The sequence below is a fragment of the Rhodococcus sp. CH91 genome, assembly GCF_022554085.1.
Lineage (GTDB): Bacteria > Actinomycetota > Actinomycetes > Mycobacteriales > Mycobacteriaceae > Rhodococcus.
Genome location: NZ_JAKFYR010000003.1, coordinates 341,591 through 364,984, shown reverse-complemented (window position 1 = coordinate 364,984; position 23,394 = coordinate 341,591). Strand labels below are relative to the sequence as shown.

17 protein-coding genes are annotated in these 23,394 nt (G+C 70.1%); 7 read left to right on the top strand and 10 right to left on the bottom strand.

All coding sequences use genetic code 11. From position 1 onward, the window contains the following. Window positions 1-31: 31 nt before the first annotated feature. Window positions 32-934 (bottom strand): ROK family protein, encoded by a 903-nt coding sequence (locus tag MOM01_RS08345; RefSeq protein WP_241384936.1) that lies wholly within the window; start codon window positions 932-934, stop codon window positions 32-34. A 50-nt stretch (window positions 935-984) separates the two neighbouring features. Continuing rightward, the gene (locus MOM01_RS08340; RefSeq protein WP_241385122.1) at window positions 985-1,740 is read right to left on the bottom strand and encodes a class I SAM-dependent methyltransferase; all 756 of its coding nucleotides are present in this window, start codon (window positions 1,738-1,740) and stop codon (window positions 985-987) included. Window positions 1,741-1,901: 161 nt separating this feature from the next. Here MOM01_RS08340 and MOM01_RS08335 point away from each other — a divergent pair, with 161 nt between their 5' ends. After that, window positions 1,902-3,131: a glycosyltransferase family 4 protein gene (locus tag MOM01_RS08335; RefSeq protein ID WP_241384935.1), complete on the top strand. Its 1,230-nt coding sequence runs from the start codon at window positions 1,902-1,904 to the stop codon at window positions 3,129-3,131. Here the strand turns inward: MOM01_RS08335 and MOM01_RS08330 are convergent. Further along, window positions 3,042-4,820 (bottom strand): hypothetical protein, encoded by a 1,779-nt coding sequence (locus MOM01_RS08330; protein ID WP_241384934.1) that lies wholly within the window; start codon window positions 4,818-4,820, stop codon window positions 3,042-3,044. The genes MOM01_RS08335 and MOM01_RS08330 overlap by 90 nt on opposite strands. A gap of 42 nt (window positions 4,821-4,862) precedes the next feature. Between MOM01_RS08330 and MOM01_RS08325 the strand changes: the two genes are divergently transcribed. After that, the gene (locus tag MOM01_RS08325; protein ID WP_374112282.1) at window positions 4,863-6,116 is read left to right on the top strand and encodes a polysaccharide biosynthesis protein; all 1,254 of its coding nucleotides are present in this window, start codon (window positions 4,863-4,865) and stop codon (window positions 6,114-6,116) included. A gap of 28 nt (window positions 6,117-6,144) precedes the next feature. Here the strand turns inward: MOM01_RS08325 and MOM01_RS08320 are convergent, their stop codons facing one another. Beyond that, window positions 6,145-7,380 (bottom strand): DUF3068 domain-containing protein, encoded by a 1,236-nt coding sequence (locus MOM01_RS08320; protein ID WP_241384933.1) that lies wholly within the window; start codon window positions 7,378-7,380, stop codon window positions 6,145-6,147. A gap of 242 nt (window positions 7,381-7,622) precedes the next feature. Here MOM01_RS08320 and MOM01_RS08315 point away from each other — a divergent pair, with 242 nt between their 5' ends. After that, complete coding sequence (locus tag MOM01_RS08315) at window positions 7,623-8,795, top strand: acyltransferase family protein (RefSeq protein WP_241384932.1); 1,173 nt, start codon at window positions 7,623-7,625, stop codon at window positions 8,793-8,795. Here the strand turns inward: MOM01_RS08315 and MOM01_RS08310 are convergent. The 4 genes from MOM01_RS08310 to MOM01_RS08295 form a co-directional block, all read right to left on the bottom strand. Beyond that, window positions 8,684-12,976 (bottom strand): alpha-(1->3)-arabinofuranosyltransferase, encoded by a 4,293-nt coding sequence (locus tag MOM01_RS08310; protein ID WP_241384931.1) that lies wholly within the window; start codon window positions 12,974-12,976, stop codon window positions 8,684-8,686. The two genes, MOM01_RS08315 and MOM01_RS08310, sit on opposite strands and share 112 nt — an antisense overlap. Continuing rightward, window positions 12,957-13,130, bottom strand: coding sequence for a DUF2613 domain-containing protein (locus MOM01_RS08305; protein WP_241384930.1), 174 nt, complete (start codon window positions 13,128-13,130; stop codon window positions 12,957-12,959). Before MOM01_RS08305 ends, MOM01_RS08310 begins: the two co-directional genes overlap by 20 nt. Window positions 13,131-13,270: 140 nt before the next feature. Beyond that, the gene (locus MOM01_RS08300; protein ID WP_241384929.1) at window positions 13,271-14,350 is read right to left on the bottom strand and encodes an isochorismate synthase; all 1,080 of its coding nucleotides are present in this window, start codon (window positions 14,348-14,350) and stop codon (window positions 13,271-13,273) included. A gap of 55 nt (window positions 14,351-14,405) precedes the next feature. Continuing rightward, the gene (locus MOM01_RS08295; protein ID WP_241384928.1) at window positions 14,406-14,873 is read right to left on the bottom strand and encodes a universal stress protein; all 468 of its coding nucleotides are present in this window, start codon (window positions 14,871-14,873) and stop codon (window positions 14,406-14,408) included. Window positions 14,874-14,986: 113 nt separating this feature from the next. Between MOM01_RS08295 and MOM01_RS08290 the strand changes: the two genes are divergently transcribed. Further along, window positions 14,987-16,171, top strand: a complete 1,185-nt coding sequence (locus tag MOM01_RS08290; protein WP_241384927.1) for a glycoside hydrolase family 3 N-terminal domain-containing protein — start codon at window positions 14,987-14,989, stop codon at window positions 16,169-16,171. Between the two features lie 74 nt (window positions 16,172-16,245). Further along, the gene (locus MOM01_RS08285) at window positions 16,246-16,854 is read left to right on the top strand and encodes a TetR/AcrR family transcriptional regulator (protein ID WP_241384926.1); all 609 of its coding nucleotides are present in this window, start codon (window positions 16,246-16,248) and stop codon (window positions 16,852-16,854) included. A gap of 84 nt (window positions 16,855-16,938) precedes the next feature. On the opposite strand, the gene MOM01_RS08280 is transcribed toward MOM01_RS08285, so the two are convergent. Then, entirely contained in the window at window positions 16,939-17,796 is an 858-nt protein-coding gene (locus MOM01_RS08280; protein WP_241384925.1) for a MaoC family dehydratase, read from the bottom strand. Further along, window positions 17,797-19,143: a 3-oxoacyl-ACP reductase gene (locus MOM01_RS08275; protein WP_241384924.1), complete on the bottom strand. Its 1,347-nt coding sequence runs from the start codon at window positions 19,141-19,143 to the stop codon at window positions 17,797-17,799. Between the two features lie 124 nt (window positions 19,144-19,267). Between MOM01_RS08275 and MOM01_RS08270 the strand changes: the two genes are divergently transcribed. Further along, complete coding sequence (locus MOM01_RS08270) at window positions 19,268-20,581, top strand: acetyl-CoA C-acetyltransferase (protein WP_241384923.1); 1,314 nt, start codon at window positions 19,268-19,270, stop codon at window positions 20,579-20,581. A gap of 253 nt (window positions 20,582-20,834) precedes the next feature. Then, on the top strand, window positions 20,835-23,393 hold the full coding sequence (locus tag MOM01_RS08265; RefSeq protein ID WP_241384922.1) for a VanW family protein: 2,559 nt from the start codon (window positions 20,835-20,837) through the stop codon (window positions 23,391-23,393). The last annotated feature ends 1 nt before the right edge of the window (window position 23,394 follow it).

The window sequence follows — 23,394 nt, the reverse complement described above, 5'->3', positions numbered from 1 at the left end:
CAGGGTAAGCCGAAAACCGCAGGTTGGGCGGTCAATTTATCCAGTCGTGACCCGCCGCGACGATCGACGCGCCGGTGAGGGTGCCCAGGGCGCCGAGTTCGGCGGGGACGATCCGCAGATCCCGTACGAAGCGCAGGCGTGCGTGCCGTGCCGCCGCCGCGAGCATCGGCCGCCACAGATGCGCACCCGACTGCGCGAAGCCTCCCCCGACGACCACCCGTGTCACGTCCGTGAGCGCCGCCGCCGACGCGATCACCTGGCCCAGGGCCGTCCCGGCGCGCTCGAGAGCTGCTGCGGCGACACCGACGCCGGCCTCGGCGTCGGCGCCGAGTGCTGCACCGTCGTGCCCTTGCCATCCGTGGGCCCGCGCCCAGCGCACCGCCGACGGGCCGCTCGCGACCGTCTCGACGCAGCCGACACCTCCGCACGCGCACACGGTCGTTCCGTACGGCGACACGATGTGCCCGATGTGCCCGGCGTTTCCGGTGCGGCCGGACACGATCCGCCCGCCGAGCACGAGTCCACCGCCGATGCCGGTGCCGAGCACGACACCGAGGAGATCGGCGACGTCGCGCCCCGCTCCGACACGCTGTTCGGCCAGTGCGGCTGCGGCCCCGTCCAGCACGAGGTCCACCCGGCTGCCGGGGAACAGGCTGTGCACGGCCTCGACCAGGGGGAAGCCCGCGCTCCACTCCGGGATGTTGATCGGGCAGATCGTGCCCGCGACCGTGTCCACCGGCCCTGCCGAGGCGATCCCGACAGCGGTCACCGGGCCGGCGCCGATCTCGGCGACCTGCCGCAGCAGTCCCGCGCAGGCACCCCACGCCTCGCGGGAGGGGATCGGCACGGACCGGGCTTCGACCGGGGTGCCGTCGTCTGCCACGACGGCCGCAGCGAGTTTCGTGCCCCCCACATCCAGCGCCAGTGCGGTCATGGCCCCGAGATTAGGCGACTGCAGGCGCCGGCACCGAGCCGCCGCGCTCGTCAGCGCCGCCGCAGCACCAGCACCAGATTGCTGACGAGGAACTCCCGGACGCCGGGCACGTGCACGAGCCACCATGCCCAGCGGGGGTGATAGCGGGGGAAGGCCGCGAGCAGTTCACCGTGGAGTGTCGACCGTGCCCAGCGCAGCCCGTCGCTCGCGCCGACCTCGAACAGCGACACCCCGTACCGGTTCTTCGGCTCCCTGCCGTGCTTGCGCGCGTAGCGCCGGGCCGCGTACTCGCCACCGAAGGCGTGCCACGGACCGGTCTCGTGCCCGCCGAAAGGTCCCCACCACAGGGTGTACGACAGCACCATCAGGCCACCGGGCCGGGTGACGCGCAGCATCTCGTCCGCCATGGACCAGGGGGTTGCGACGTGCTCGGCGACGTTCGACGAGAAGCACACGTCGACGGACCCCGTGCGCAGCGGCAACGCCAGCCCGGACCCGCGGATCGCCCCGCCGACCTGCAGTCCCGCAGCGTGCATCTCCGAGGGGTCCGGCTCGATCGGCACGTACCGGGAACCCACCGCGGTGAAGGCGTCGGCGAAATAGCCGGGACCACCGCCGACGTCGACGACGGTGGTGCCCGTCAGGTCGGTGCCGGTGAGACCGGTGTAGAGATCCCCGATCAGTTCCACGGTGTCGCGCGCGAGACCGCCGTAGAATTTTTCCGGTGCCGTCTGTTCGAACCGGAAGCTGCCGAGCAGGTCCACGGACCGTCGCAGGGTGGCGCGGCGGGCGAACAGTCGGGTCACGCGGACGTCGGCGGCGGTCGTCGAAGGCACGTCGAACCACCTTAGTGGGGGTCTCACTCGTCCCTTACGTGTGGCGACCGGCACCCGCTACTGTGTCCCTGTCACCGTCCGAGTCGCATCTGCCCTGCCCGGGTCGTCGAGATAACACAGGGGGTCACCGCGTGCGGGAGGTTCTGCTGCTCTGCTGGCGCGACAGCGGGCACCCGCAGGGTGGAGGCAGCGAGCGGTATCTCGAACAGGTCGGCGCGCAGCTCGCGGCTCGCGGCGTCCGGGTCGCCCTGAGGACCGCCGCCTATCCCGGCGCCCCGAAGCGGGACGTCATCGACGGCATCTCCGTCAGTCGCGGCGGCGGGAGACTCACCGTCTACCCCCGGGCACTCGCGGCGATCCTCGCGGGCAGATTCGGTCTCGGTCCGCTCGCCGGTATCCGCCCCGACGCGGTCGTCGACACCCAGAACGGCATCCCCTTCTTCGCTCGTCTCGTCGCCGGCGCACCCGTCACGGTGCTCGTGCACCACTGCCATCGCGAGCAGTGGCCGGTCGCGGGGCGGGTGATGGCCAAGCTCGGCTGGTGGATCGAATCGACGCTGTCCCCGCGCGTGCACCGGCGCAACCAGTACCTCACGGTGTCGCTTCCGTCCGCCGACGAGCTGCGTGCCCTCGGCGTCGGCAGGGAGCGGATCGCCGTGGTCCGCAACGGCGTCGACGCCGTCCCTCCCGGTGTGGAGGTGGGTGGGGACGACACGCGAACCGCGCATCCGAGCCTGTGCGTGCTCTCCCGCCTGGTGCCCCACAAGCAGATCGAGGACGCGCTCGCGGCGGTCGCGGCCTTGCGCGCGACGGTCCCGGGGCTGCATCTCGACGTCATCGGTGGCGGCTGGTGGGAGCAGAACCTGCGCGATGCGGCGGCCGAACTCGGAATCGGGGACGCCGTCACCTTCCACGGCCACGTCGACGAACACCGCAAACACGAACTGCTCTCGCGGGCCTGGATCCACCTCATGCCGTCACGCAAGGAAGGCTGGGGCCTGGCGGTCGTCGAGGCCGCCCAGCACGGTGTTCCCACCATCGGTTACCGCAGCTCGAAGGGGCTGACCGATTCGATCATCGACGGCGTGACCGGTGTGCTCGTGGATTCGCCGGCCGAACTGACCGTGGCCGTGGCCGACCTTCTCGCCGACCCCGGCCGCCGCCGTCAACTGGGCAACAAGGCCCGGATCCGCGCCGGTGAGTTCTCGTGGGAGGCGACGGGAGCGGGCGTCCACGAGGTCCTCTCCGTCACGACCGCCGGGCACACCGTCTCAGGACTGTTCCCGCGTACCGGCGACATTCCGGCCCCGGCCGGCCCGCTGCCGGAGCGCGCACCCGACGCCGCCGGCCAGTACCAGTAGCCACACCACGTGCGCTCCCACCGCGACGGGCCGGTGGGGTGAACGGGTCGTGCCGGCACCCTCCACCCGGTACAGGCTCAGATCGTCGTCCCGATAGGCGACGTCGAGGGCGTCGAGCGTGCGTCGAGCGTCGCCGAGTTCGCCGGGTGTGCCGTGTTCGACGAGCACCCAGCCCACACCACGGTCGGCGAGAGCGGCCGGATCCGCGCCGGACAGGAGCAACGCCTCGACGTCCTCCGCGCGCCGGCCCTCACCGGCGACGCTGCCGTCCGCGACGAGGAGGGTGCCGGTCTGCAGGACGTCGGCGCGCAGCATGCGCGGGGCCGGGTCGAGGACCGGCACCGGACCGGCGTACTCGACGAGGCGGAACATACCCGGGGGCAGGACCGCCACATCGCCCTCGTCTGCGGTGACGATCTGCGCGACACGCTGCCAGCCCTCCGGATAGCGCACGGGACCCATCTGCCCGCCGACACCCCACACCAGGTCGGGCAGGGCGAGCACCACGGCGGTGATCGCCGCCGCCGACCACACCCGTTCCGGCGTCCTGAAACGCCGGGCGAGCACTCCCGTGCCGGCGGCCGCGGCGAGCACATAGGCGGGCATCGCCCACGCGACCCACTTCTGACCGTCGCGCAGCAGTCCCGCGCCGGGAACGTGCACCATCGCCCATTCGCCCGCGGCGAGTCCCGGGCCGGTCGCGGCCAGGGCGATCGCCGCGATCGTGAGCACCGCCGATCCCACCAGCGCGACGATCACCGGATTCCGCCGCCGCCGCCACAGCGCCGGTACACCGCACGCGACCACGACGAGCAGCACGAGCGTGCCGACCAGCGACCACCAGGTGGTACGCGAGGCCGGGACGGCTTCGGCGTTCCAGATACCACCGAGGCCCGCCACCGAACCGATCGTGCCCAGCAGCGGTTCGGCCCGGGCTGCGAACGCCCGGACACCCGCCGGGTCCGCCTCGGCGCCGCCGCCCGCCAGAGCGGTCGCGGCCAGCCACGGTGACGACACCGCGACGCCCAGGGCGATCACGGTGCCCACCCGCGGCAGGGCCCGCGTCCGCCCCCCGGGTATCGCGAGTACCACGAGGCCGGTCACCGTCGCCAGCAGTGCGCCCGTGGGTGTCAGGCCCGCGGCGGCCAGGCAGACCGCCAGCGAGGGCCACCCGCCGCGCCGGCGACGCCGGATCGCGACTGCCGCGCAGATCGTCCACGGCAGCGCGGCATATCCGGCGAGCAGACTCCAATGGCCCTGCAGCAACCGCTCGGCGACATAGGGATTCCAGATCGCCACGGTCGCCGCGACCATTCGGGCACCGGCCCCGCTCGCCGGCAGCAGCACCGCGACCAGCCGCGCCGCTCCCCATCCCGCAGCCCACAGTGACGCTGCCAGCAGCGCGATGACAGCGACACCACCGTCGACGAGGGTGCTCACCCAGGCGAGCAGCGCGTCCTGCGGAACCGCCCGGGCCGCCGCGTCGGACAGTCCGAGAGCGGAATCGGTCGGAAACGACCGGGGAGTACTCACCGCGTCGCGGAACAGCAGGAAACCGGGGGAGACGAGGAACGGTCCGAGCACCGCGACGGTCAGTGCGAGAGACCACACGACCGGGAGCGCGGTGGCCCACCGCGCGGTCGGCGCAGCCGTCGTCGTGGATTCACGGGACGACTCCGGCCGGGGCATGGCGGCAGAATACGGTGTCCTCCCGAGTGGGATGATGGGCGGATGCCTCGAACATCCCGGCCTGCGCCGGAGGGATCCGAGACGCCGTACAGCGCGACGACCGGCACCGCCGTCGCGGGCATGACGCTGGTGACGGTCGGCGCGATGGTCGCCAACCTCGCGTCCTATCTGTTGCATCTGCCGGCCGGACGGTGGCTCGGACCTGCCGGTTACGGGGAGTTCGCGAGCCTGCTGGCCGCTCAGCTCGTCCTGGCGGTGCCTGCGCTGGCCCTGCAGACCGTCGTCGCCCGGGAGTCCGTGCACGGTACCGGCGACGCAGCGCTGCGCCGGCTGGGTTACCGGTGTGCGGCACTCGCCGCCGTCGTCGCGATGCTGTTCGTGCCCGTCGTCGCGTGGGCGCTGGACACGAGTGTGGGGGGAGCCTTCGGGTCGCTCGTCACCGCGCCCCTGCTCGTGCTGCTCGCCGCCGAACAGGGACTGTTGCAGGGGCGAGGCAGGTTCGGGGCGCTCAGCATCGTCCTGGCCGCGGCGGGCATCGCGAAGGTGGTACCCGCGGTCGCGGTACTCGCCGTCGGTGGCGGACCCGGCGCGGCGCTGTTCGCCGGTGCCGTCGGGACGGGCGCGGTCGCGCTCGCGGCCGCCGTGCTGGTCGGCCGGGCGAGGGGAATGGGCGGGGATCCGGTACCGACTGCGGGCGCGGTACTGAGGGCCTCGCAGGTGCAGTTCGCGCTCATCGCACTCACCTCGCTCGACCTGCTGCTCGCCCGGATGCTTCTCGACCCCGAGGCGGCGGGGCTCTACGCACTGGGAGCGGTGGCGACGAAGGTCGCCTTCTGGTTGCCGCAGGCGGTCGGTGTGGTGCTCTACCCGCGGATGGCGAATCCGGCGCAGTCGGCGGCCGCGGTGCGGTCGGCGCTGACACTGCTCGTGTCGATCGGTGCTGTGCTTGTCGCCGGTGCCGCGGTGGCCGGACCGATCGTGCCGATGCTCGTCGGTGACGCCTACCGGCCGGTGCAGTCGCTGCTGTGGCTCTTCGCGCTGCAGGGCGCCTGCCTCGCGGTGCTCCAGGGTGGGCTGTTGTCGGCCATCGCGGGAGAGCGCACCCATCTCGCGCTCGTCGCGTGGGCCGGCCTGGCTCTCGAAGCGGTCCTGATGGTGACGGTCGCGTCGACATTGCGCGAGTTCGTCGCCGTCGCCGTCGGTGTGGCCGCGGTGACGGCCACGATCGTCGCGGTACTCGCGGTGCGCAGTGCCACCTCCGCCACCGACGACACCGCCCCCCACCGGAATCGGTGAGGGGCGGCGCTGTTCGTCGGCAGTACGGTCACTCCTGGTTGGGAGGCTTCCGCAGATCGGTGCGCGGAATCTCCTGCGTCTGATCGGTCGTCCAGTCGGGCTGCTGCGCGTTCGGATCCGTCTGACGCGGGATGACCTCGGTGCGGTCGTCGGTGTAGTCGTGCTGCGGACCTGCAGAATGTGCCGCGCCCACGGTGGTCGTGGCCGGGCCTGCCGGTGACGGACCGTCGGTCGCCGTCGCTGCACGGCGGTTGCCGCCCCCGCGAAGGCCGAGCACGAAACCGGCGATCAGCAGGATGGCGCCGAGGATGCCCAGGATGATCGGCAGGGTGCGACCGAACAGCGAGATGGTGTCCTGTCCGTCCTTGGCCTGGCCGATCTGGTACTCGATCGTCTCCTCGTCGAAGGGGAGGGTCACGTCGAGAACGGTGACCTCGGGCTTGTCGGCCTCGCGAGCGTAGTACTGGTCCTGCGCCTCCTGGCCCTTGACGACGACACCGGTGACGGGGTCGACCCACAGATCGCGGACGTTGTTGTACCAGCGGGTCATCGTGACCGGCTCGTCGCCTTCACCCACCCCCCACGTCGACGCGGGCAGGCTGAGCTTGTAGGTCGGCACCTCGGGGTCGGCCTTCGACATGTCGATCGGGCCGATGTCCTGACGGAAGTGGTAGACCTTCATGCCGTTGACCTCCTCCTCGCCGACGAAGTCGAGCGGGAAGTTCTCGCGGGCATTGATGTCGTAATAGGGGTACGACGTCTGCTGGACGTCGAAGGGGAACTTGTACTGCAGTCCGGCGCGGTTCTCGACCTCCACCGGGGGCTGGTCGGCGTTCACCTGGATCGTGCTGACGCGGTCGGCATTCTCGTCCGTCGACACCGGCATGGAGGTCTCGCGGTCGATCGTGACGCGGTCGACGATGGCCGAGACGAGTCCGGTGTCGCCCTGCATGTCGAGTCGTCGCACCGTCTGGCCGGCCTGCAGCGTCATGATCTCGGAGTCGGACGGGTCCTCGACGGTGACGAAGCGCTGCGCGACGATCGGAACGTCGCGATCCACCTGTGCATTACCGGAAAGAAGCTGGCGGGAGTTGAGAATGTCACCCGTGCCCTCGGCGACCGTGGTCACCTCGAGGTCGAGCGGTGTCTTCTGCAGTTTCCCCAGCGTGTACGTCGGTACGAGGATTGCGATCACCAGGAGGAAGGCCCCCAGGCCCACCAGAATCATTGCCAGTATCCGGCCGGAGCTCGAACGCTCAGCCATGCTTTCTCCTCACTCAACGGTCGTCATCGAGTACCCCCACCGGCAGCAGGGCTGCACGGATCGCCTGGCATCCGGCCCGCGAACACCACGTGAGCTCAGACACTAACAGCCCGGTATGGCAATATGCGCGTCCGCTCACCGCCGAACGGAACCGTTCGTCGATCTTGTGTGGCGACGGGATCGTCCCTTTCCGACCGATCCGCTCTGTCCGTCGCATCCCCAGCACGGCACACTTGGACCCGATGACCACCAGCACCGAGCGGAACAGCACCGTGAGCGGGTTCCTTCCGGCACTCGAAGGAATGCGCGGCTTCGCCGCGGTGGGCGTGTTGATCACCCACGTCGCATTCCAGACCGGGGCCGTACACAGCGACCTCCTCGGCCGGGTGTGGGCGCGCTTCGATCTCGCCGTCGCCTTGTTCTTCGCCCTGTCCGGTTTCCTGCTGTGGCGCCCCCACGCCGCTGCCGCCCGCGGCCTCGCTCCGAGCCCGTCGGCGATGCGCTACTTCCTCTCCCGCGCGACCCGTATCCTGCCCGCCTACTGGACCGTGGTGATCCTGGTTCTCTGGCTCCTGCCCGACGCCGGGGGTGGGGCCACGGTGTGGTGGTCGAATCTGGCTCTCGTACAGGTCTTCGTCCCGCTGACCCTCACCGAGGGGCTGACCCAGATGTGGAGCCTGTCGGTCGAGGTGGCGTTCTATCTCCTGCTGCCCCTGTTCGCCGTCGCCATGAGCGGCCTGCGCGGGGACGCCGCCCGCTTCCGCGTCCCGCTGCTGGTCGTGGTGAGCGGAGTGTCGCTGCTGTGGGCGTGGGCGCCGGTGGCCACCCCCGACCACATCAACCACACCAACTGGCTGCCGGGTTTCCTGCCCTGGTTCGCGGCGGGCATGATCCTCGCCGAACTCGCCGCCGGACCCGAGACCCGGATGCACAGGCTCGCCGCGCACCGTCTCCCCATGGGCATCCTCGCGGTGATCGCCTTCGCCGCCGCGGCCACCCCGCTGGCAGGCCCCGAAACGCTCACGGATCTCGCACCGAGGGAGTACTTCGCCAAGATCGCACTCGGTGCCGTCATGAGCTTCGCGCTGCTCGCACCACTGACCCTCGTGCCGAGCGGGCATCACCGCATCCTGGCGAGCCCTGTCGCGCTGGCGATCGGCCGCTGGTCGTACGGCCTCTTCATCTGGCATCTCGCAGTGCTGGCGATCGTCTTCCCGGTTTTCGGGATCCCGCCCTTCGCGGGGCATTTCTGGTTCGTGCTGGCCGTGACGACCGTGCTGAGCCTGGCGGTCGCGTCGGTGAGTTACGCGCTGGTCGAGGAACCGGCCCGGGCCGCCTTCCATCGCTGGGACGCATCCCGGCGCGGCACCGCCGCGAAACCGACGGCGACCACCCCGACCAGCGCCGCGAACTGAATCAGGGCGGAATGCCCGACGTAGCCCTCGGGCGATCGCCACGGCCCGGTGGACAACAGGGCCATCGCCAGCATCGTCGACCCGCCCGCGGTGATCACCAGGACACGTGACGCCACGGCCGTGCCGCGTCGTGATGCGAGCACGCCGATCCCCACCGCTCCGGCGACGGTCACCGCGGCACCGACCCAACCCGCGAGGAGCACGGCGGCGGCCAGCACACCGGTCAGGGCGACCGCCGACGACCGCCAGGTGCGTGTCGGCGGACCCGGATCGGTTCCGTTCTTCCGGCGGGCGGACCACAGCGCGGCTGCGAACAGCGGGATCAGCAACGCCAGTCCACCGAAGATCCCGAGGCGGTACCAGCGGTCGGTCGCGAACTCGAGGGTCAGGACCTGCTCCGCTCCGGCCGGGACGATCCACCCCTGTTGCCAGCCGTCCACGACGACGGGTGTCGCCTCGGTGCCGTCCGGAGTGCGGGCCACCCAGCCGATGTTCGTGCTCTCCGGCACCACCACGAGCCGGTCCTCGTCGCCGGCCGGAACGGTCACCTCGCGCCGATTCTCCGTCCACTCGCCCGTGCGCAGTTCGACCGGTTCGGGGACGGACGTCTCCGAACCGGGCACGGTGAGCCGCAGGCGTGAGACGACGAAGGCCGAACCGGGTTCGACGTCGACGTCGACCCGGCCGGGGTTCATCCCGGCGACGTCGGTCGCACACAGGGTCGCCGGGACTTCCGCGCCCGCCTCGAGTTCGGCGACGGTCGCGGTGACGGACGTGCGATAGCTCTGCCCGTCGATGGTCACCACCGGCCCGGCATCACATCCGACCGTCACCGTCTCGTCGCGGATCGGGGTCTGCGTCCCGATCGGACCCTCCTCGCCGAGCACCGTGACTTCCGCGAGTCCGGGCGGTGTGAGCTTCGAGAACCCCAGAGCGGTGCGGTCGAGTGTGTCGCGCCAGCCGACGACCGTGAGCTCGATCCGGTCCGTGACGTGCGGGGTCAGTTCGACGACGGTGTTCTCGCCGTCGAGCTCGCGCACCTGCGGACCGTTACCGAGATTCACCGCGACCGCCGCGGGCGCGACCGGCAGCGTCCCCGCCGACGTCGCGATATCGAGTGCGGTCACCCGGCGCGCACCGGGCAGTTCCAGGGTGAGCGAGGGTCGCGGGGCGCCCGGCTCGAGCGAGCCCTCCTCGGCCGCCCACGACGTCCGCGGGTCTCCGTCGGTGAGCGCGAAGGCCGATCCCTGCAGGTCGACGACCTCGGCCTCACCGCGCGCGACGACCCGACCGGTTCGGTCGATCACACCCTCGAGCGCCGGTCCGGGACGGGCCCGCACGAACAGTTCCGGGCGGACCCACGTCTCCTCCGGCACCGTCAGAGTGCGGGTGAAGGCACCGGGTTCCTCCGCGGAAACAGCCAGTCCGCGCGCGCACCGCACCCGGTCGGGGGTGTCGACGCAGCTTCCCCGGCCGGGATATTCCTGCCCGAGATGCCACTCGCGCACCGGCGTGTCCCCGGCGGGTCCGGGCACCACGATGCGGCGCCGGATATCGAGCATGCGCGGGTTGTCCCGGTCGCTGAAGTCCTCGACGGCGACCTCGGTGAGACCGAACTGGTTGCCGACGGTCCCGCGCGAGGTGTGCACGGAGGTGATGCGGATCCACGTCGTCGTGCCGAGCGGCAACGCGACGGTCTGCTCGCGTCCGGGCTCGTCGATGCGCACCGCCGTGCTGCCCCGGTCGGTGGCGACCTCGATCCATTCGACGGGGTCGCCGAGCGCCCCGGAACTCGTCGTCAGGCGCAACAGGCCTGCCTCGATCGGCTGGTCGAGGTCGAGCTGCAACCACTGTCCGATCGCGGATTCGAGACCGTTGCTGTGCCAGCCGGTCGTCGGGTCGCCGTCCACCACCGCCGCGGGGCTGCTCGTGACCGAGGTGCCGCCGAGCTGGGTCGCATCCGACGCCGCGCTCGACACGCTGATGCGCGCGCCCTCCCATTCGGCGCGCACGAGCTCGGTGCCCGGCACCGGATAGTCGGGGACGGCGTTGTGCGTCCGGCGGGGGTCGTCCGCGGCCCGGATCGCCGACGAATGATGATCGACCTGCCCGTAGTCCGTTTCCCGATCCGTCGGGGTGTCGGTGACCGTCACCGGCTCGGCGGGGACACCGGCCCGCACCGCGTCGGCCGCGAGAAGTGTGGGGCCGACGAAATCGGGCTGCGCGGTGTTGCGGCGCAGCAGCGACTCGGGCCCGCCCTGCACGACCGGCACGTCGGCGAGGTCCACCGCGTAGGGACCGAAGGGCGCGGTGGCCGGTTCGGCAACACGATAGATCTCCACGGCCGGATAGGCCGGACGCAGATCGGCGTCGGTGACGAAGTCGTCGGGGTTCTCGAACACCACGTCGTCGCCGAACTCCGCGACCTTCTCGATGCCCGGCGACTCGTCGAGCGCGCGATGGACGAGTGCGGGTCGCGCGGCGGGGGAGGTCTCCGGGTCGAGGTCGTTGCGCACCACCAGATAGCCGATGCCCTGTCCGCGCAGGGTCGCGGCCAGACCGTCGGACGGGCGGCCGTCGGCGATGTCGCGTTGCACGGCGTCCAGCGCCCGGATCGCGCCCGGGGGGACGAGGGGTACCGCGTCGCGGACCGCCCACGGCGTCGAGGCCAGTGCCTGCAGCGGTTCGTCGCGGGTCAGGCCCCACAGCTGGCTGCCGAAGGGGGCTCCCGGAACGATCAGGGCTCGTTCCCCGCGATCGCCGGTGTGTTCCTCGAGCCATGCCGCTGCGGCGTGCCAGTGCCCGGGGACCTCGTCGTAGGCACCGCGCGGGGCGAGCCTGCCGGTCCACGCGAGCGACGTCGCGAGGGTCAGTGCGACGAGGATCAGCGTCGTCGCTGCGACCATCGGGTTGCGTTCGGGGTGGGCGAAGGCGCTGCGGGCGCGGGACCACGGCACCGAACCCGGCAGGGGCACCGCTCGCAGCAGGTGCGCGAGTCCGAGCACGATCGGCAGGCGCACGAGCGGTTCGAGCTTGTGCACATTGCGCAGCGGGGCGCCGGCGCCGTCGAGGAACAGCCGGACCTGCTCGGCGAGCGGCGAGTCGAGCTGGCCGACGTAACCGACGCCCATTCCCACGAGACCGACCAGCAGGATCAGGGTGAGGCGTCCGCGTGCGGGCATCGACCGCATCGCGAGGCCGGCGAGCCCGGCAGCGGCGAGAGCGCCGGTGACGAGGACCGCGGCCGGTTGCGTGACGAGTACGGCACCCGCGATGCGTTCGGGAGAGACGAAGGGCGTCCAGCTGCTGGTGCCGCGCAGGACCTCCGCCAGCGACGTCCACTCGGTGGTGACGCCGGAGGATTCGATGAAGTCGAGGAAAGGTGGGCTGACGCGGCCCAGCAGCAGAAGCGGCACCATCCACCAGGTGACCGCGACGACGCACAGGGGGAGCCACCACAGGGTGAAACGCCACCACCGGCGGTCGGGCCGGTGCGCTGCCCACCACAGACCTGCGATGAGGCAGGCCGCGGCGGTCGCGACGGCGTTGATCGCGCCCATGAGGGCCACGGCGGCCGCGGACTGTGCGGCGAGGCGACGAGGCGAGCCCGGGTCGGGGTTTCGCAGATACCGCACCAGGGGCAGCAGCACCCACGGTGCAAGCATCATCGGATGCGCTTCGGAGGAGATGGACCCGAGCGTGGTGAGCACACGCGGGGACAGCACGAAGGCGGTCGCGGCGATCAGTCGTGAACTACGGCTCCCGATCCCGAGTGCTTCGGTCAGACGGACGATGCCCCAGAAGCCCGCGACGAGCAGCAGCACCCACCAGACGCGCTGCGTGATCCACGGGGGGATGTGCAGGAGTTGTCCCGCGGCGAAGAACGAGCCGTGCGGGAAGAAATAGCCGTACGCCTGGTTCTGCACCTGCCCGAGGGGCGCCACACTGCTCCACTGGTGCGCGGCGCGAGTGAGGAAACCGATCGGGTTCTGCGTCAGGTCGTACTTGGTGTCGGCGACGACCAGGCCCGGGACCTGGGTGAACGACAGGACCACCGCCACCGCGGTGACTGCGTACAGCCACCGCCGGGACAGCGGTTCGGCGGACGGGAGGTCCGTCTCGCCTCGGTAGTTACGTGAACTCGAAGCGTTGCCGGCGCCGTCAGCGGCTGCCGTACTCAACCTGGTTCAGGAGGGACGAATCGGCATTGCCACTGCGGTCGATCTGAGGGCGCGAGTTCTCCTGCACGGCAGCCGTCACACCGAAGACCGCCACCACACCGAGCACGGCGCCGATGACCGCGCTGCCCAGGCCCGGTCCCAGGAACTTCCCCATTCCGTCTCCCCATCTCCAGTGGCACCGGGTGCGTGCACCGGGCGTCACATTGTCTATCGGTCCGCGCCAAACTATCACCCCGGGAGGTGTCGGCGGACGGACCGAGCCATCGACGCGAGCTCCGTGCTCACCGCGAGGGTCTACACGCCCAGCGCGCCGAGCAGGGTGCGCAGTTTCGCGCTCGTCTCGTCCAGTTCGGCGGCCGGATCCGAGTCGGCGACGATGCCCCCGCCGGCCCACGCGACCGCGCGCCGCCCGTCGGAGCTCAGTTCGGCGCATCGGATCGCCACGAACCAGTCGCCGTCGCCGTCCGCATCGCACCAGCCGACCGCGCCGCCGTAGAAGCGCCGGTCGCCCTCGACACGGGCGATGACGTCCAGCGCGGCCGCGGTAGGAGTGCCGGCCACTGCCGGTGTGGGATGCAGGAGCCGCGCGAGGGTCAGCGCATCGGTGTCGCTGTCGCGCAGGGTGCCCGTGATCGAGGTGGCGAGATGCCATACGTCGGGTGTCGCGGTGAGCTCGGGGTCCGAGATGCGGAGTTCGCTGCACAGCGGCGTCAGCCGGGAGCGGATCCACTCGACGACGTAACCGTGCTCGGTGAGATTCTTCGCCGACGACAACAGCTCGTCGCCCGCGCGCCGGTCGTCCTCGGGATCCGGATGCCGTGCCGCGGTGCCGGCGAGCGGACGGCACGTGACGGTGCGGCCGCGACGCCTCACGAGCAGTTCGGGACTTGCGCCGACGAGGGTGTGCCCCCAATACCGTTCTCCCGCGGCGCTCAGGTCCAGTGCGTAGGTCGTGGCGTCCGGATGCCGTTCGATCATCCGGGCCGCCAGGGCGAGCGGGTCGAGTGGTTCGTCGACCTCGAGCGCGACCCGGCGTGCCAGCACCACCTTCTCCATCTCGCCGAGGGAGAGCTGCTCGACGAGTCGTCGTACCCGCTCGACGTGCACGCGGGGCAGGGGGAGTTCTGCGGACAGCCGCACCCGGGGGAGATCCGTCAGGTCGTCCGGCGCCTGCCACGGCCCGTCGGTGATGTCGACGTCCTCGGGCTGCGCGAGTGCGACCGGACGATGTGGTGAGAACGGCAGCGCGCCCACGACGAGATCCGCGTCTCCCCGCCGGAGGGCGCGCGTCGCGGCGGGCACGTCGTCGAAGAGCCGGCGGGTGCCGGTGGCGTGCACTGTGTGTTCGGCGCGCGAGAGCAGGAAACCGTCCATGGTGAATCGACAATATCCCCGCCCGCGCCGGAGACCGGCGACCCGGTCCGGGGCGTCAGCGCCCCGGCGGCACGATCAGCACGGGGCGGTGACTGTGCCGAAGCACGTGATCGGCCACCGACGACTGCAGGAGCGACCGCAGGCCCGTCGTGCCGCGGGTGCCGGTGACGATGATGTCGACGTCCAGTTCGTCGGCGGCCTCGATGATCGCCGACCACACCGCGTTGACGACCTCGACGGTGCGTCCCTCCGAGTGCAGGCCCACCGAACGTGCCAGTTCGAGGCCCTCGTCGTTGGTGAGCCGCGCGTCGGTCAGTGCCACGTCCTCGCTGTCCTCGTCGGGCACCCAGTCGGGTTGCATGACGCCGGACAGACCGGACATGCGGGCGGCCTGCCGAACCATCGGTTCCCAGGCGGTGACGACCACGGCACGGCAGGATTCGAGGAAACGGCCGGCGTGCCGTACGGCACGTTTCGAGTTCTCGGAACCGTCGTAGGCGATGAGGATCAGATCTGCGCCCACCGCGTACCCCCTGGATAGGATTCGGATGTTCGGGTGCACCTTAACCTGCCGGGACCTCCCTCGGGGAGGTTCGAGTCGGGGGTGTCCGCGGGCCGTCCGCTACCGTCGGCAGCATGCGGATCCGTAACACTGTCGTTGCCGTGCTCGCGGCCGTCCTCGCCACCGCCGGCTGTAGTTCCTCCGATTCTCAGGGCGACGCGGCGGCTCCGGAATCGAGCCCGGCGACGGGCTCGTCCCCCGCAGCCCCGGCCACCACGACGGCCACGGCGGATGCGACCGCCGCTGCAACCTCCGCGACCTGCGGCGACGAGATGCTCGCTCGCATGACCCTGCGTCAGAAGCTCGCGCAGTTGCTCAACGTCGGCGTCACCGGAGCTGCGGACGCGCAGGCCATCGTCGAATCCGAGCAGATCGGCGGGATCTTCATCGGCAGCTGGACCGACCCGGCGATGCTCACCGACCGGCTCGTGCCGCAGGTGGCGGAGCAGAGCCCGTTGCCGTTGATGGTCACGATCGATGAGGAGGGCGGCCGTGTGTCCCGCGTCGGCTCGCTGTTCGGTCCCGATCCGTCGGCGCGGGTGACGGCGCGGACGATGACGGTCGACGAGACCTACCGGATGGCGTTCGAACGCGGCCGGGAACTGAAGTCGCTGGGTATCACGGTCGATTTCGCCCCGGACGTGGACGTGAGCAGCCAGCCCGACGACTCCGTCATCGGCGATCGTTCGTTCTCGGACGATCCCGAGATCGTCACGCAGTATGCCGGCGCGTACGCACGGGGTCTCCTCGATGCGGGAATCATGCCCGTGATCAAGCACTTCCCGGGGCATGGTTCCGCTTCGGGGGATTCGCATACGGGCGCGGTGACCACGCCGCCGATCGAGCAGTTGCAGCAGATCGACCTCGTGCCGTACCGCAGCCTCGTCTCAGCCGAGGTGGGCGTGATGCTCGGCCATCTCGATGTGCCGGGACTGACGGACGGACTTCCGGCGAGCATCAGCCCGGCGGCCGTGGACCTGCTCCGTTCGGGTGCCTACGGCGGCCCGGGTTTCGACGGGGTGATCTTCACCGACGACCTGTCGGGGATGCGGGCGATCACCGACACCTACGACATCACCGAGGCGGTCGAGGCCGCCATGGTGGCGGGCGTGAACCAGGCGCTGTGGCTGACCACCGACGAGGTCCCCGCAGTGCTCGATCACCTCGAGGACGTCGTCGCCGAGGGCACCCTCTCGCCGCAATGGGTCGACGATTCGGTGCGGACGGTGACACGCGCGAAGAGTGTACCGGACTGCTGAAATACCGCAGGTACTCCGACCGGAGGTTTCCTACCGTAGAGTAAGAACTCGAGTCGAGAGGGCTGGGAGGAGTCATGGCTGGCGGAACCAAGCGACTGCCGCGTGCGGTGCGCGAGCAGCAGATGCTGGACGCCGCGGTCGAAGTGTTCTCCGAGAACGGCTTTCACAACACGTCCATGGACGCGATCGCGGCACGGGCGTCGATCTCCAAGCCGATGCTCTACCTGTACTACGGGTCGAAGGACGAACTGTTCGCCGCGTGCATCGCCCGCGAAGGGCAGCGGTTCGTCGAAGCACTCACCCCCGCCGGGGCGCCGAACCTCGCGCCGCGCGAACAACTCCGCGTCGCGCTCGAGTCGTTCCTCGGCTTCGTCGACCGGCACCGGCCGTCGTGGATGGTCCTGTACCGTCAGGCACTCTCGCAACAGGCCTTCGCTCCCCAGGTGCAGGGCAGCCGTGATCGGCTCATCGAGCTCACCGCACATCTGCTCGAATCGAGCACTCGCGATCCGGAACCGGGGACGAACTTCACCATCATGGCTGTCGCGCTCGTCGGCGCCGGTGAGGCCGTCGCCGACCGTATTGCCGGGGGTGAGATCGACGTGCAGCAGGCGGCGGATCTGCTGGAGAATCTCGCGTGGCGCGGCCTGGCGGGCAGGAAGCGTTCGGACCAGGCGAACTGATCTCCGCGAACATCCCTGCGGTGCAATCGGTTCGGGCGGAGCGGAACGCCCCCATCGCGTCCCGCCCCGCCCGAGTGTCCGGTACTACCGCAGGGTGGCGGTCAGATGCGGGTACTGCTTCTTCGGATGCCGCAGCGCGAGATCCCATCCGTCCGCGACGTGCTGCGCGTACAGGCTCAACGACGACGGCAGCAGGACGGGCTTACCGAAACGCACCGCGTAGGTGACCTTGCCGGGAATCCGGCCCTCTACGGCGGACAGGGCGGCCGCCGCACTCCACATGCCGTGGGCGATGGTCCTCGGGAACCCGAATGCCTTGGCGCCCAAGGTGGACACATGGATGGGATTACGGTCGCCCGAGACCGCGGCGTAACGGTCGATGATCTTCTGATCGACCCGCAGGGTGGAGGTGGGAACCACGGGGATCTCCTCCTCCTTCGGCTCCGGCCTGGGCCGGCCCGACAGCGAGGTGCGCTGCTGGTGCAGGAAGGCCGACGTCTGCCGCCACACGAGTTCGCGCCCGACGTTGACCTCGCTGACGAGATCGACGAGCAGGCCCTTGCGGTGTTCGCGCAGGTTCTCCGCGTGCACCGCGATGTCGAGCGGTTCGGTGACCGAGATCGGCCGGAACTGCTCGATGACGTTCTCGGCGTGGACGGACCCGACCGCCGCGAACGGGAAGCCGCGGCCCACCATCAGTTTCATCACGAGCGGGAACGTGAGGATGAACGGATAGGTCACCGGCAGAGTGTCGCCGAAACGCAGACCGCACACCTTGGTGTACTCGGCGAGATTGTCGGGATCGACCTTCAGCGACCGCAACGAGAGGACGTCGTCGGGCAGGCTCTCGCCCGAGGCGCCGACCACGGGCAGTGCCCCGAGCACGGCCCGGCTGTAGATGTCGAAGGTCGACGGCAGCGAGGACAGTTCGATCCGCGCCATCTATGCCCCCAGCATGGACTGGCCGCACACGCGCACGACCTGACCGGTCACGGCGCTCGACGCCGGATTCGCGAACCACGCCACGGTCTCGGCGACGTCGACGGTCTCGCCGCCCTGCTGAAGCGAACTCATCAGGCGGCCGGCCTCGCGCGTGGCGACGGGGATCGCGGCCGTCATGGCGGTCTCGATGAAACCGGGAGCGACGGCGTTGACGGTGATCTTCTTGCCGGCGAGGACCTCGGAGGTGGCCTGGACGAGGCCGATGACGCCGGCCTTGGAAGCGCCGTAGTTGGTCTGGCCGCGGTTACCGGCGATACCCGCGATCGACGACACGTCGATCACCCGGCCGCCCTCCTTCAGCGCACCCTTCTCGACGAGCACCTCGGTGATCTTCTGCGGGGCGATGAGGTTGACCGCCATCACTGCGTTCCAGCGGGCGGCGTCCATGTTCACGAGCAGCTTGTCGCGGGTGATGCCGGCGTTGTGGACGATGATGTCGGCGCCGCCGTGGCGCTCGAGCAGGTGCGCGGCGAGCTTGTCGCCCGCATCGGGGGCCGTGACGTCGAGCGCGAACGCGGTGCCGCCGACCCTGTTGGCGGTTTCGGCGAGGGCGTCTCCGGCGGCGGGGACGTCGGCGGCAACGACGGTCGCACCGTCGCGGGCGAGCACCTCGGCGATCGTCGCACCGATACCTCGGGCCGCGCCGGTGACGACAGCGACCTTGCCGGCGAGCGGACGATCCCAGGATTCGGGGGCGGTCGCTTCGCCGGAACCGATGCGGATCACCTGCGCGTCGACGAAGGCCGACTTCGCCGAGAGCAGGAAACGCAGCGTCGACTCGACACCGGACAGGCCGGTGGAGGCCTCGGGGGAGACGTAGACGAGCTGCACGGTCGCGCCGCGGCGCAGCTCCTTGCCGACACTGCGCGTGAAGCCCTCGAGTGCACGCTGGGCGATGCGCTCGTCGACGGATCCGGCCTCTTCGGGCGTGGTGCCGAGGACGACGACGCGACCGCTGGGTGCGAGATTGCGCAGGCTGGGCTGGAAGAACGTGAAGAGCTGTTCGAGGCCCGCCGGGTCGGTGATCCCGGTAGCGTCGAAGACGAGAGCACCGAACTTCGTGTCGGACGGTTCGGCGAACGTGTAGTCGCTCAGGAGGGTGCGGAGCGGTTCGACGAGGCGGCCGTTGCCGCCGAGCAGGACGGGGCCGGGGAGCGCAGGCTCGCCGGGCTGGTAGCGGCGGAGCTTCTCGGGCTGTGGCAGACCGAACTGCTTGGCGAGGAACGCTCCGGGTGCGGACGAGATGAGCTGGGCGTAGAGCTTGGGTGCGCCCTTGGCTTCGGCCACGATTCCACCTTCTTCGATTCGGTCGTCGGTGCAGTGTTCGACAGCAAGCGTGTTCGACAACAAACTTACCCGTGAGTAAGAATAGTAGCCAGAATTCGAATCCGTCCGAAACCGGGAGACACCAGTGACCACCAAAGCCCGTTCCAAGCAAGAGCGCCGTGTCGCCGTTCTCGGAGGCAACCGGATCCCGTTCGCCCGCTCCGACCGCAAATATGCGCGCGCCTCGAACCAGGACATGTTCACCGCCACCCTCGACGGACTGGTGGGTCGCTTCAACCTCCAGGGCGAACGGCTCGGCGCGGTGGTCGGCGGTGCGGTCCTCAAGCACAGCCGCGACTTCAACCTCATGCGCGAATGCGTTCTCGGTAGCGCACTGAGCCCGTACACCCCCGCCTGGGATCTCCAGCAGGCGTGCGGCACCGGCCTGCAGTCGATCATCGCTGTCGGCGATGCCATCGCCGCAGGACGCATCGAGGCCGGCATCGGTGGTGGCGTCGACACCACCTCCGACGCCCCGATCGCGGTCAACAATCAGCTGCGCGAGTTCCTGCTGTCCCTCAATCGCGCCCGTTCCACGGCCGACCGCGTCAAGCTCCTCGGCAACGTACGTCCGTCGATGCTCGGCATCGAGATCCCTCGCAACGGGGAGCCGCGCACCGGCCTGTCGATGGGTGAGCACGCCGCGATCACCGCGAAGGAATTCGGCATCGCCCGGGAGGCGCAGGACGAACTCGCGGTCGCCAGCCACCGGAACATGGCCGCGGCCTACGACCGCGGATTCTTCGATGATCTCGTCACGCCGTTCCTCGGCCTGACGCGCGACGACAACCTGCGTCCCGACTCGTCGGTCGAGAAGCTGGCGACGCTGAAGCCGGTCTTCGGCAACAAGCTCGGTGACGCCACCATGACTGCCGGTAACTCGACGCCTCTGACCGACGGTGCGTCCGCCGCCCTGCTGTCGAGCGAGGAGTGGGCCGCCGAGCGCAAGCTCCCGGTGCTCGCCTACCTGGTGGATTCCGAGACCGCTGCGGTCGACTACATCCACGGTGGCGACGGCCTGCTCATGGCTCCCACCTATGCGATCCCGCGTCTTCTGCAGCGCAACGGCCTGACGCTGCAGGACTTCGATTTCTACGAGATCCACGAGGCGTTCGCCTCGGTGGTTCTCGCCACGCTGCAGGCGTTCGAGTCCGAGGAGTACTGCAAGGGCAAGCTGGGCCTCGACGCGCCTCTGGGATCGATCGATCGCAGCAAGCTCAACGTCAACGGCTCGTCGCTGGCCGCCGGTCATCCCTTCGCCGCGACCGGCGGGCGGATCGTCGCCTCGCTGGCGAAGATGCTGCACGAGAAGAAGCAGGAGACCGGCAAGCCCGTGCGCGGTCTGATCTCCATCTGTGCCGCGGGCGGGCAGGGTGTGACGGCCATCCTCGAGGCCTGATCCGGAGGTCGTGCACACCGGCCGGAAAAAAATTCCGACCGGTGTGTAACGCCGGAGGCTCCACAGCGATAGACCCAGCGACCCCGCGCTGCTGCCTGACCCCCGACCTGGTAGCAACGCGGGGTCTTCGCATTCCCGGACCACCCCCGCATGCGCCCTTCCCCGCGCAGCCGTGTCGAAGCGGGGCACTACCCTTGAAGCAGGTAGTCGGCGCGCGAATCCGAGGGTGCGCCAGCTTTGCGAAGGGATCCGGGTGAGCGGCAGTAACGGGACCGACGATTCCCATCACGAGCACGATGACGCACGGGTCGACGACCCCGGTGTGCCGGCGGAATCGGCTCGTGAGGACGATGGCGCGTCGGCTCCCACCGAGCGTTTCGAAGCGGTCGTTCCTCCACGTGAGGTGACCGAGCCGAAGGCGAGCGATGTCACCGAGCCGAAGGCGAGTGATGCGGCAGAGCCGAAGGCGGCCGATGTGGCGGAGCCGAAGGCGACCGGTGTCACCGCGCCGAAGGCGAGCGATGCGGCCGAGCCGAAGGCGAGCGATGCGGCCGAGCCGAAGGCGAGCGATGCGGCCGAGCCGAAGGCGAGCGATGCGGCCGAGCAGGTAGCACCGGCCGGCAGCTCCAGGGAAGGAGCGCCCGAGGACACGGAGGCGATTCCGGCCGAGGGCTCGAAGGAGACCTCAGCCCAGGACGGCGAGGCCACTCCGGCCGAGGAGGTCCCCCCGTCGGAAGCGCCCACCGCGGTCATCCCGGTCGTCCGGCCCGCCGAGCGCAGCCCGGGTGACGGGTCCGCCGCGGCGACCGCTCGGATCCCCCAGGGGCGAGGAGAGAATCCTCCGCCTGCGACGACGGCGATGCCCCCGGCCGGCCGCCCGGCGCAGCCGGACGCACCGACGGAGCATCTGCAGGCCGGATCGCCTCCCCAGGGTCCGCCGCCCGTCACACCACCTCCGACGGGAGGCCCCGGAGGCTCCGGAGGTGATTCGGGCCGACCGTGGTCGAATCTGCCGAAGCGCACGATCGCTCTCGTCGTCGGTGGAGTGGTCGCGCTGCTCGCCGTCCTGTACGTGGCCGATCTCGCTGTGTCGTCGGGCAAGGTCCCGCGAGGTGTCACTGTCGCCGGCATCGAGATCGGCGGCATGTCGCTCGATTCGGCCGAGGCGAAGTTGACCGAGGAACTCACACCGCGCCTCGAGGCTCCGGTCGTGGTGACCGCGGGTGACACGGAGGGGCAGATCGTGCCGGCGGAGGCCGGTATCGGCATCGACTGGGCCGCGACCTTCGACCGCGTCGGATCGCAACCTCTGAATCCGTTCACGCGACTGGCGTCGTTCTTCGGTGACGAGGAGATCGGTGTGGTCTCCACCCGGGACGATGCCGCACTCACCGCTGCCATCGAGAAGGCGACCGCCGCGGCGGCTCACGAACCTCGCGAAGGCAACATCCTCTTCGAGGAGGGCACACCCGTGCCCGTGACGCCCCAGCCCGGGCAGCAGGTCGACCCGGTGCTGGCCGCCGACGTGTTCGCGGAGCGATGGCCGTTCGGTGACGTGTCGCTGCCTGTCGAGAGCGTGGACGTCACGGTCACCCGTGAGGGGCTGGACCGGGCGCTCGCCGAGATCGCGGTTCCCGCCGTCTCCCAGGATCTGGTCGTGCGGGGACTCGACGGTGTCACCGGTGTGCTTCCGCGCGATGCCGTGGGTGCGGTGCTGTCGTTCGTTCCGGACGGTTCGGGTGGCCTCGAACCGCAGTACAACACCGACGCCGCGATCGGGATCCTCGCGCCGCAACTCGCATCTTCGGAGAACGAACCGAAGGACGCACAGATCGTCCTCGAGGGTGGTCGCCCGTCGATCGTGCCCAGCCGGACCGGTGAGCTCGTCGACTGGCCGGTCACGCTGGAGAATCTGCCCGACCTGTTGAAAGAGGAGGGCGACCGCAGCATCGACGCGGTGTACGAGAAGGCCGAGCCGGAGCTCACCACCGAGGGCGCCGAGAAGCTGGGCATCAAGGAAGTGGTGTCGGAGTTCACCACCAGCGGGTTCGAGTACGCCTCCGGCGTCAACATCCGGCTGGCGGCCCAGGAGATCAACGGCGCCATCGTCAAGCCGGGGGAGACGTTCTCCTTCAACGCTTACACCGGGCCGCGGGGTGCGGCGCAGGGTTACGTCGAGTCGGGCATCATCGAGGCCGGACGCCCCGGCAAGGCGGTGGGCGGTGGCATCAGCCAGCTCGCGACCACTCTGTACAACGCGACCTATTTCGCCGGGATGGAGGACGTCGAGCACACCGAGCACAGTTACTACATCTCGCGGTATCCGGCCGCGCGTGAGGCAACGATCTACGACGGTGCCATCGATCTGAAGTTCCGCAATCCCTTCGACACGGGTGTGCTGATCCAGGCGATCGGTACCAGCTCCGACATCACCGTGCGCATCTGGGGGACGAAGACGGTCGACGTGCAGTCCATCACGGGACAGCGCACGAACTTCACCTCGCCCAACACCATCACGCTGCCTGCCGGTCCCAGCTGCATCCCGTCGAGCGGTGCGCAGGGCTTCACGGTCAGCGACACCCGGATCGTCACCGATGCCCGGACCGGTGCGCAGATCTCGAACACGACCCGCACTGTGCGCTACGACCCGGTTCCGATCGTCAAGTGCGTCAGTCCCGAGCCGGAGCAGCGCGACGAACCCGCGCCGTCCGGTGAGGGCGAGGGTTCGGATTCGGGTGATTCGGACTCCGGTCCCGACACCGCCGCTCCGGCGGAACCCGAGGCGCCCGCGCAGGGAGAGACCCCGGAGTAGG

Bases quoted from the DNA above. Each gene is read 5' to 3' on its own strand.
- MOM01_RS08345 (WP_241384936.1), bottom strand. From the start codon at position 934: ATGACCGCACTGGCGCTGGATGTGGGGGGCACGAAACTCGCTGCGGCC.
- MOM01_RS08330 (WP_241384934.1), bottom strand. From the start codon at position 4,820: ATGCCCCGGCCGGAGTCGTCCCGTGAATCCACGACGACGGCTGCGCCG.
- MOM01_RS08325 (WP_374112282.1), top strand. From the start codon at position 4,863: ATGCCTCGAACATCCCGGCCTGCGCCGGAGGGATCCGAGACGCCGTAC.
- MOM01_RS08320 (WP_241384933.1), bottom strand. From the start codon at position 7,380: ATGGCTGAGCGTTCGAGCTCCGGCCGGATACTGGCAATGATTCTGGTG.
- MOM01_RS08315 (WP_241384932.1), top strand. From the start codon at position 7,623: ATGACCACCAGCACCGAGCGGAACAGCACCGTGAGCGGGTTCCTTCCG.
- MOM01_RS08305 (WP_241384930.1), bottom strand. From the start codon at position 13,130: ATGGGGAAGTTCCTGGGACCGGGCCTGGGCAGCGCGGTCATCGGCGCC.
- MOM01_RS08300 (WP_241384929.1), bottom strand. From the start codon at position 14,350: ATGGACGGTTTCCTGCTCTCGCGCGCCGAACACACAGTGCACGCCACC.
- MOM01_RS08290 (WP_241384927.1), top strand. From the start codon at position 14,987: ATGCGGATCCGTAACACTGTCGTTGCCGTGCTCGCGGCCGTCCTCGCC.
- MOM01_RS08285 (WP_241384926.1), top strand. From the start codon at position 16,246: ATGGCTGGCGGAACCAAGCGACTGCCGCGTGCGGTGCGCGAGCAGCAG.
- MOM01_RS08280 (WP_241384925.1), bottom strand. From the start codon at position 17,796: ATGGCGCGGATCGAACTGTCCTCGCTGCCGTCGACCTTCGACATCTAC.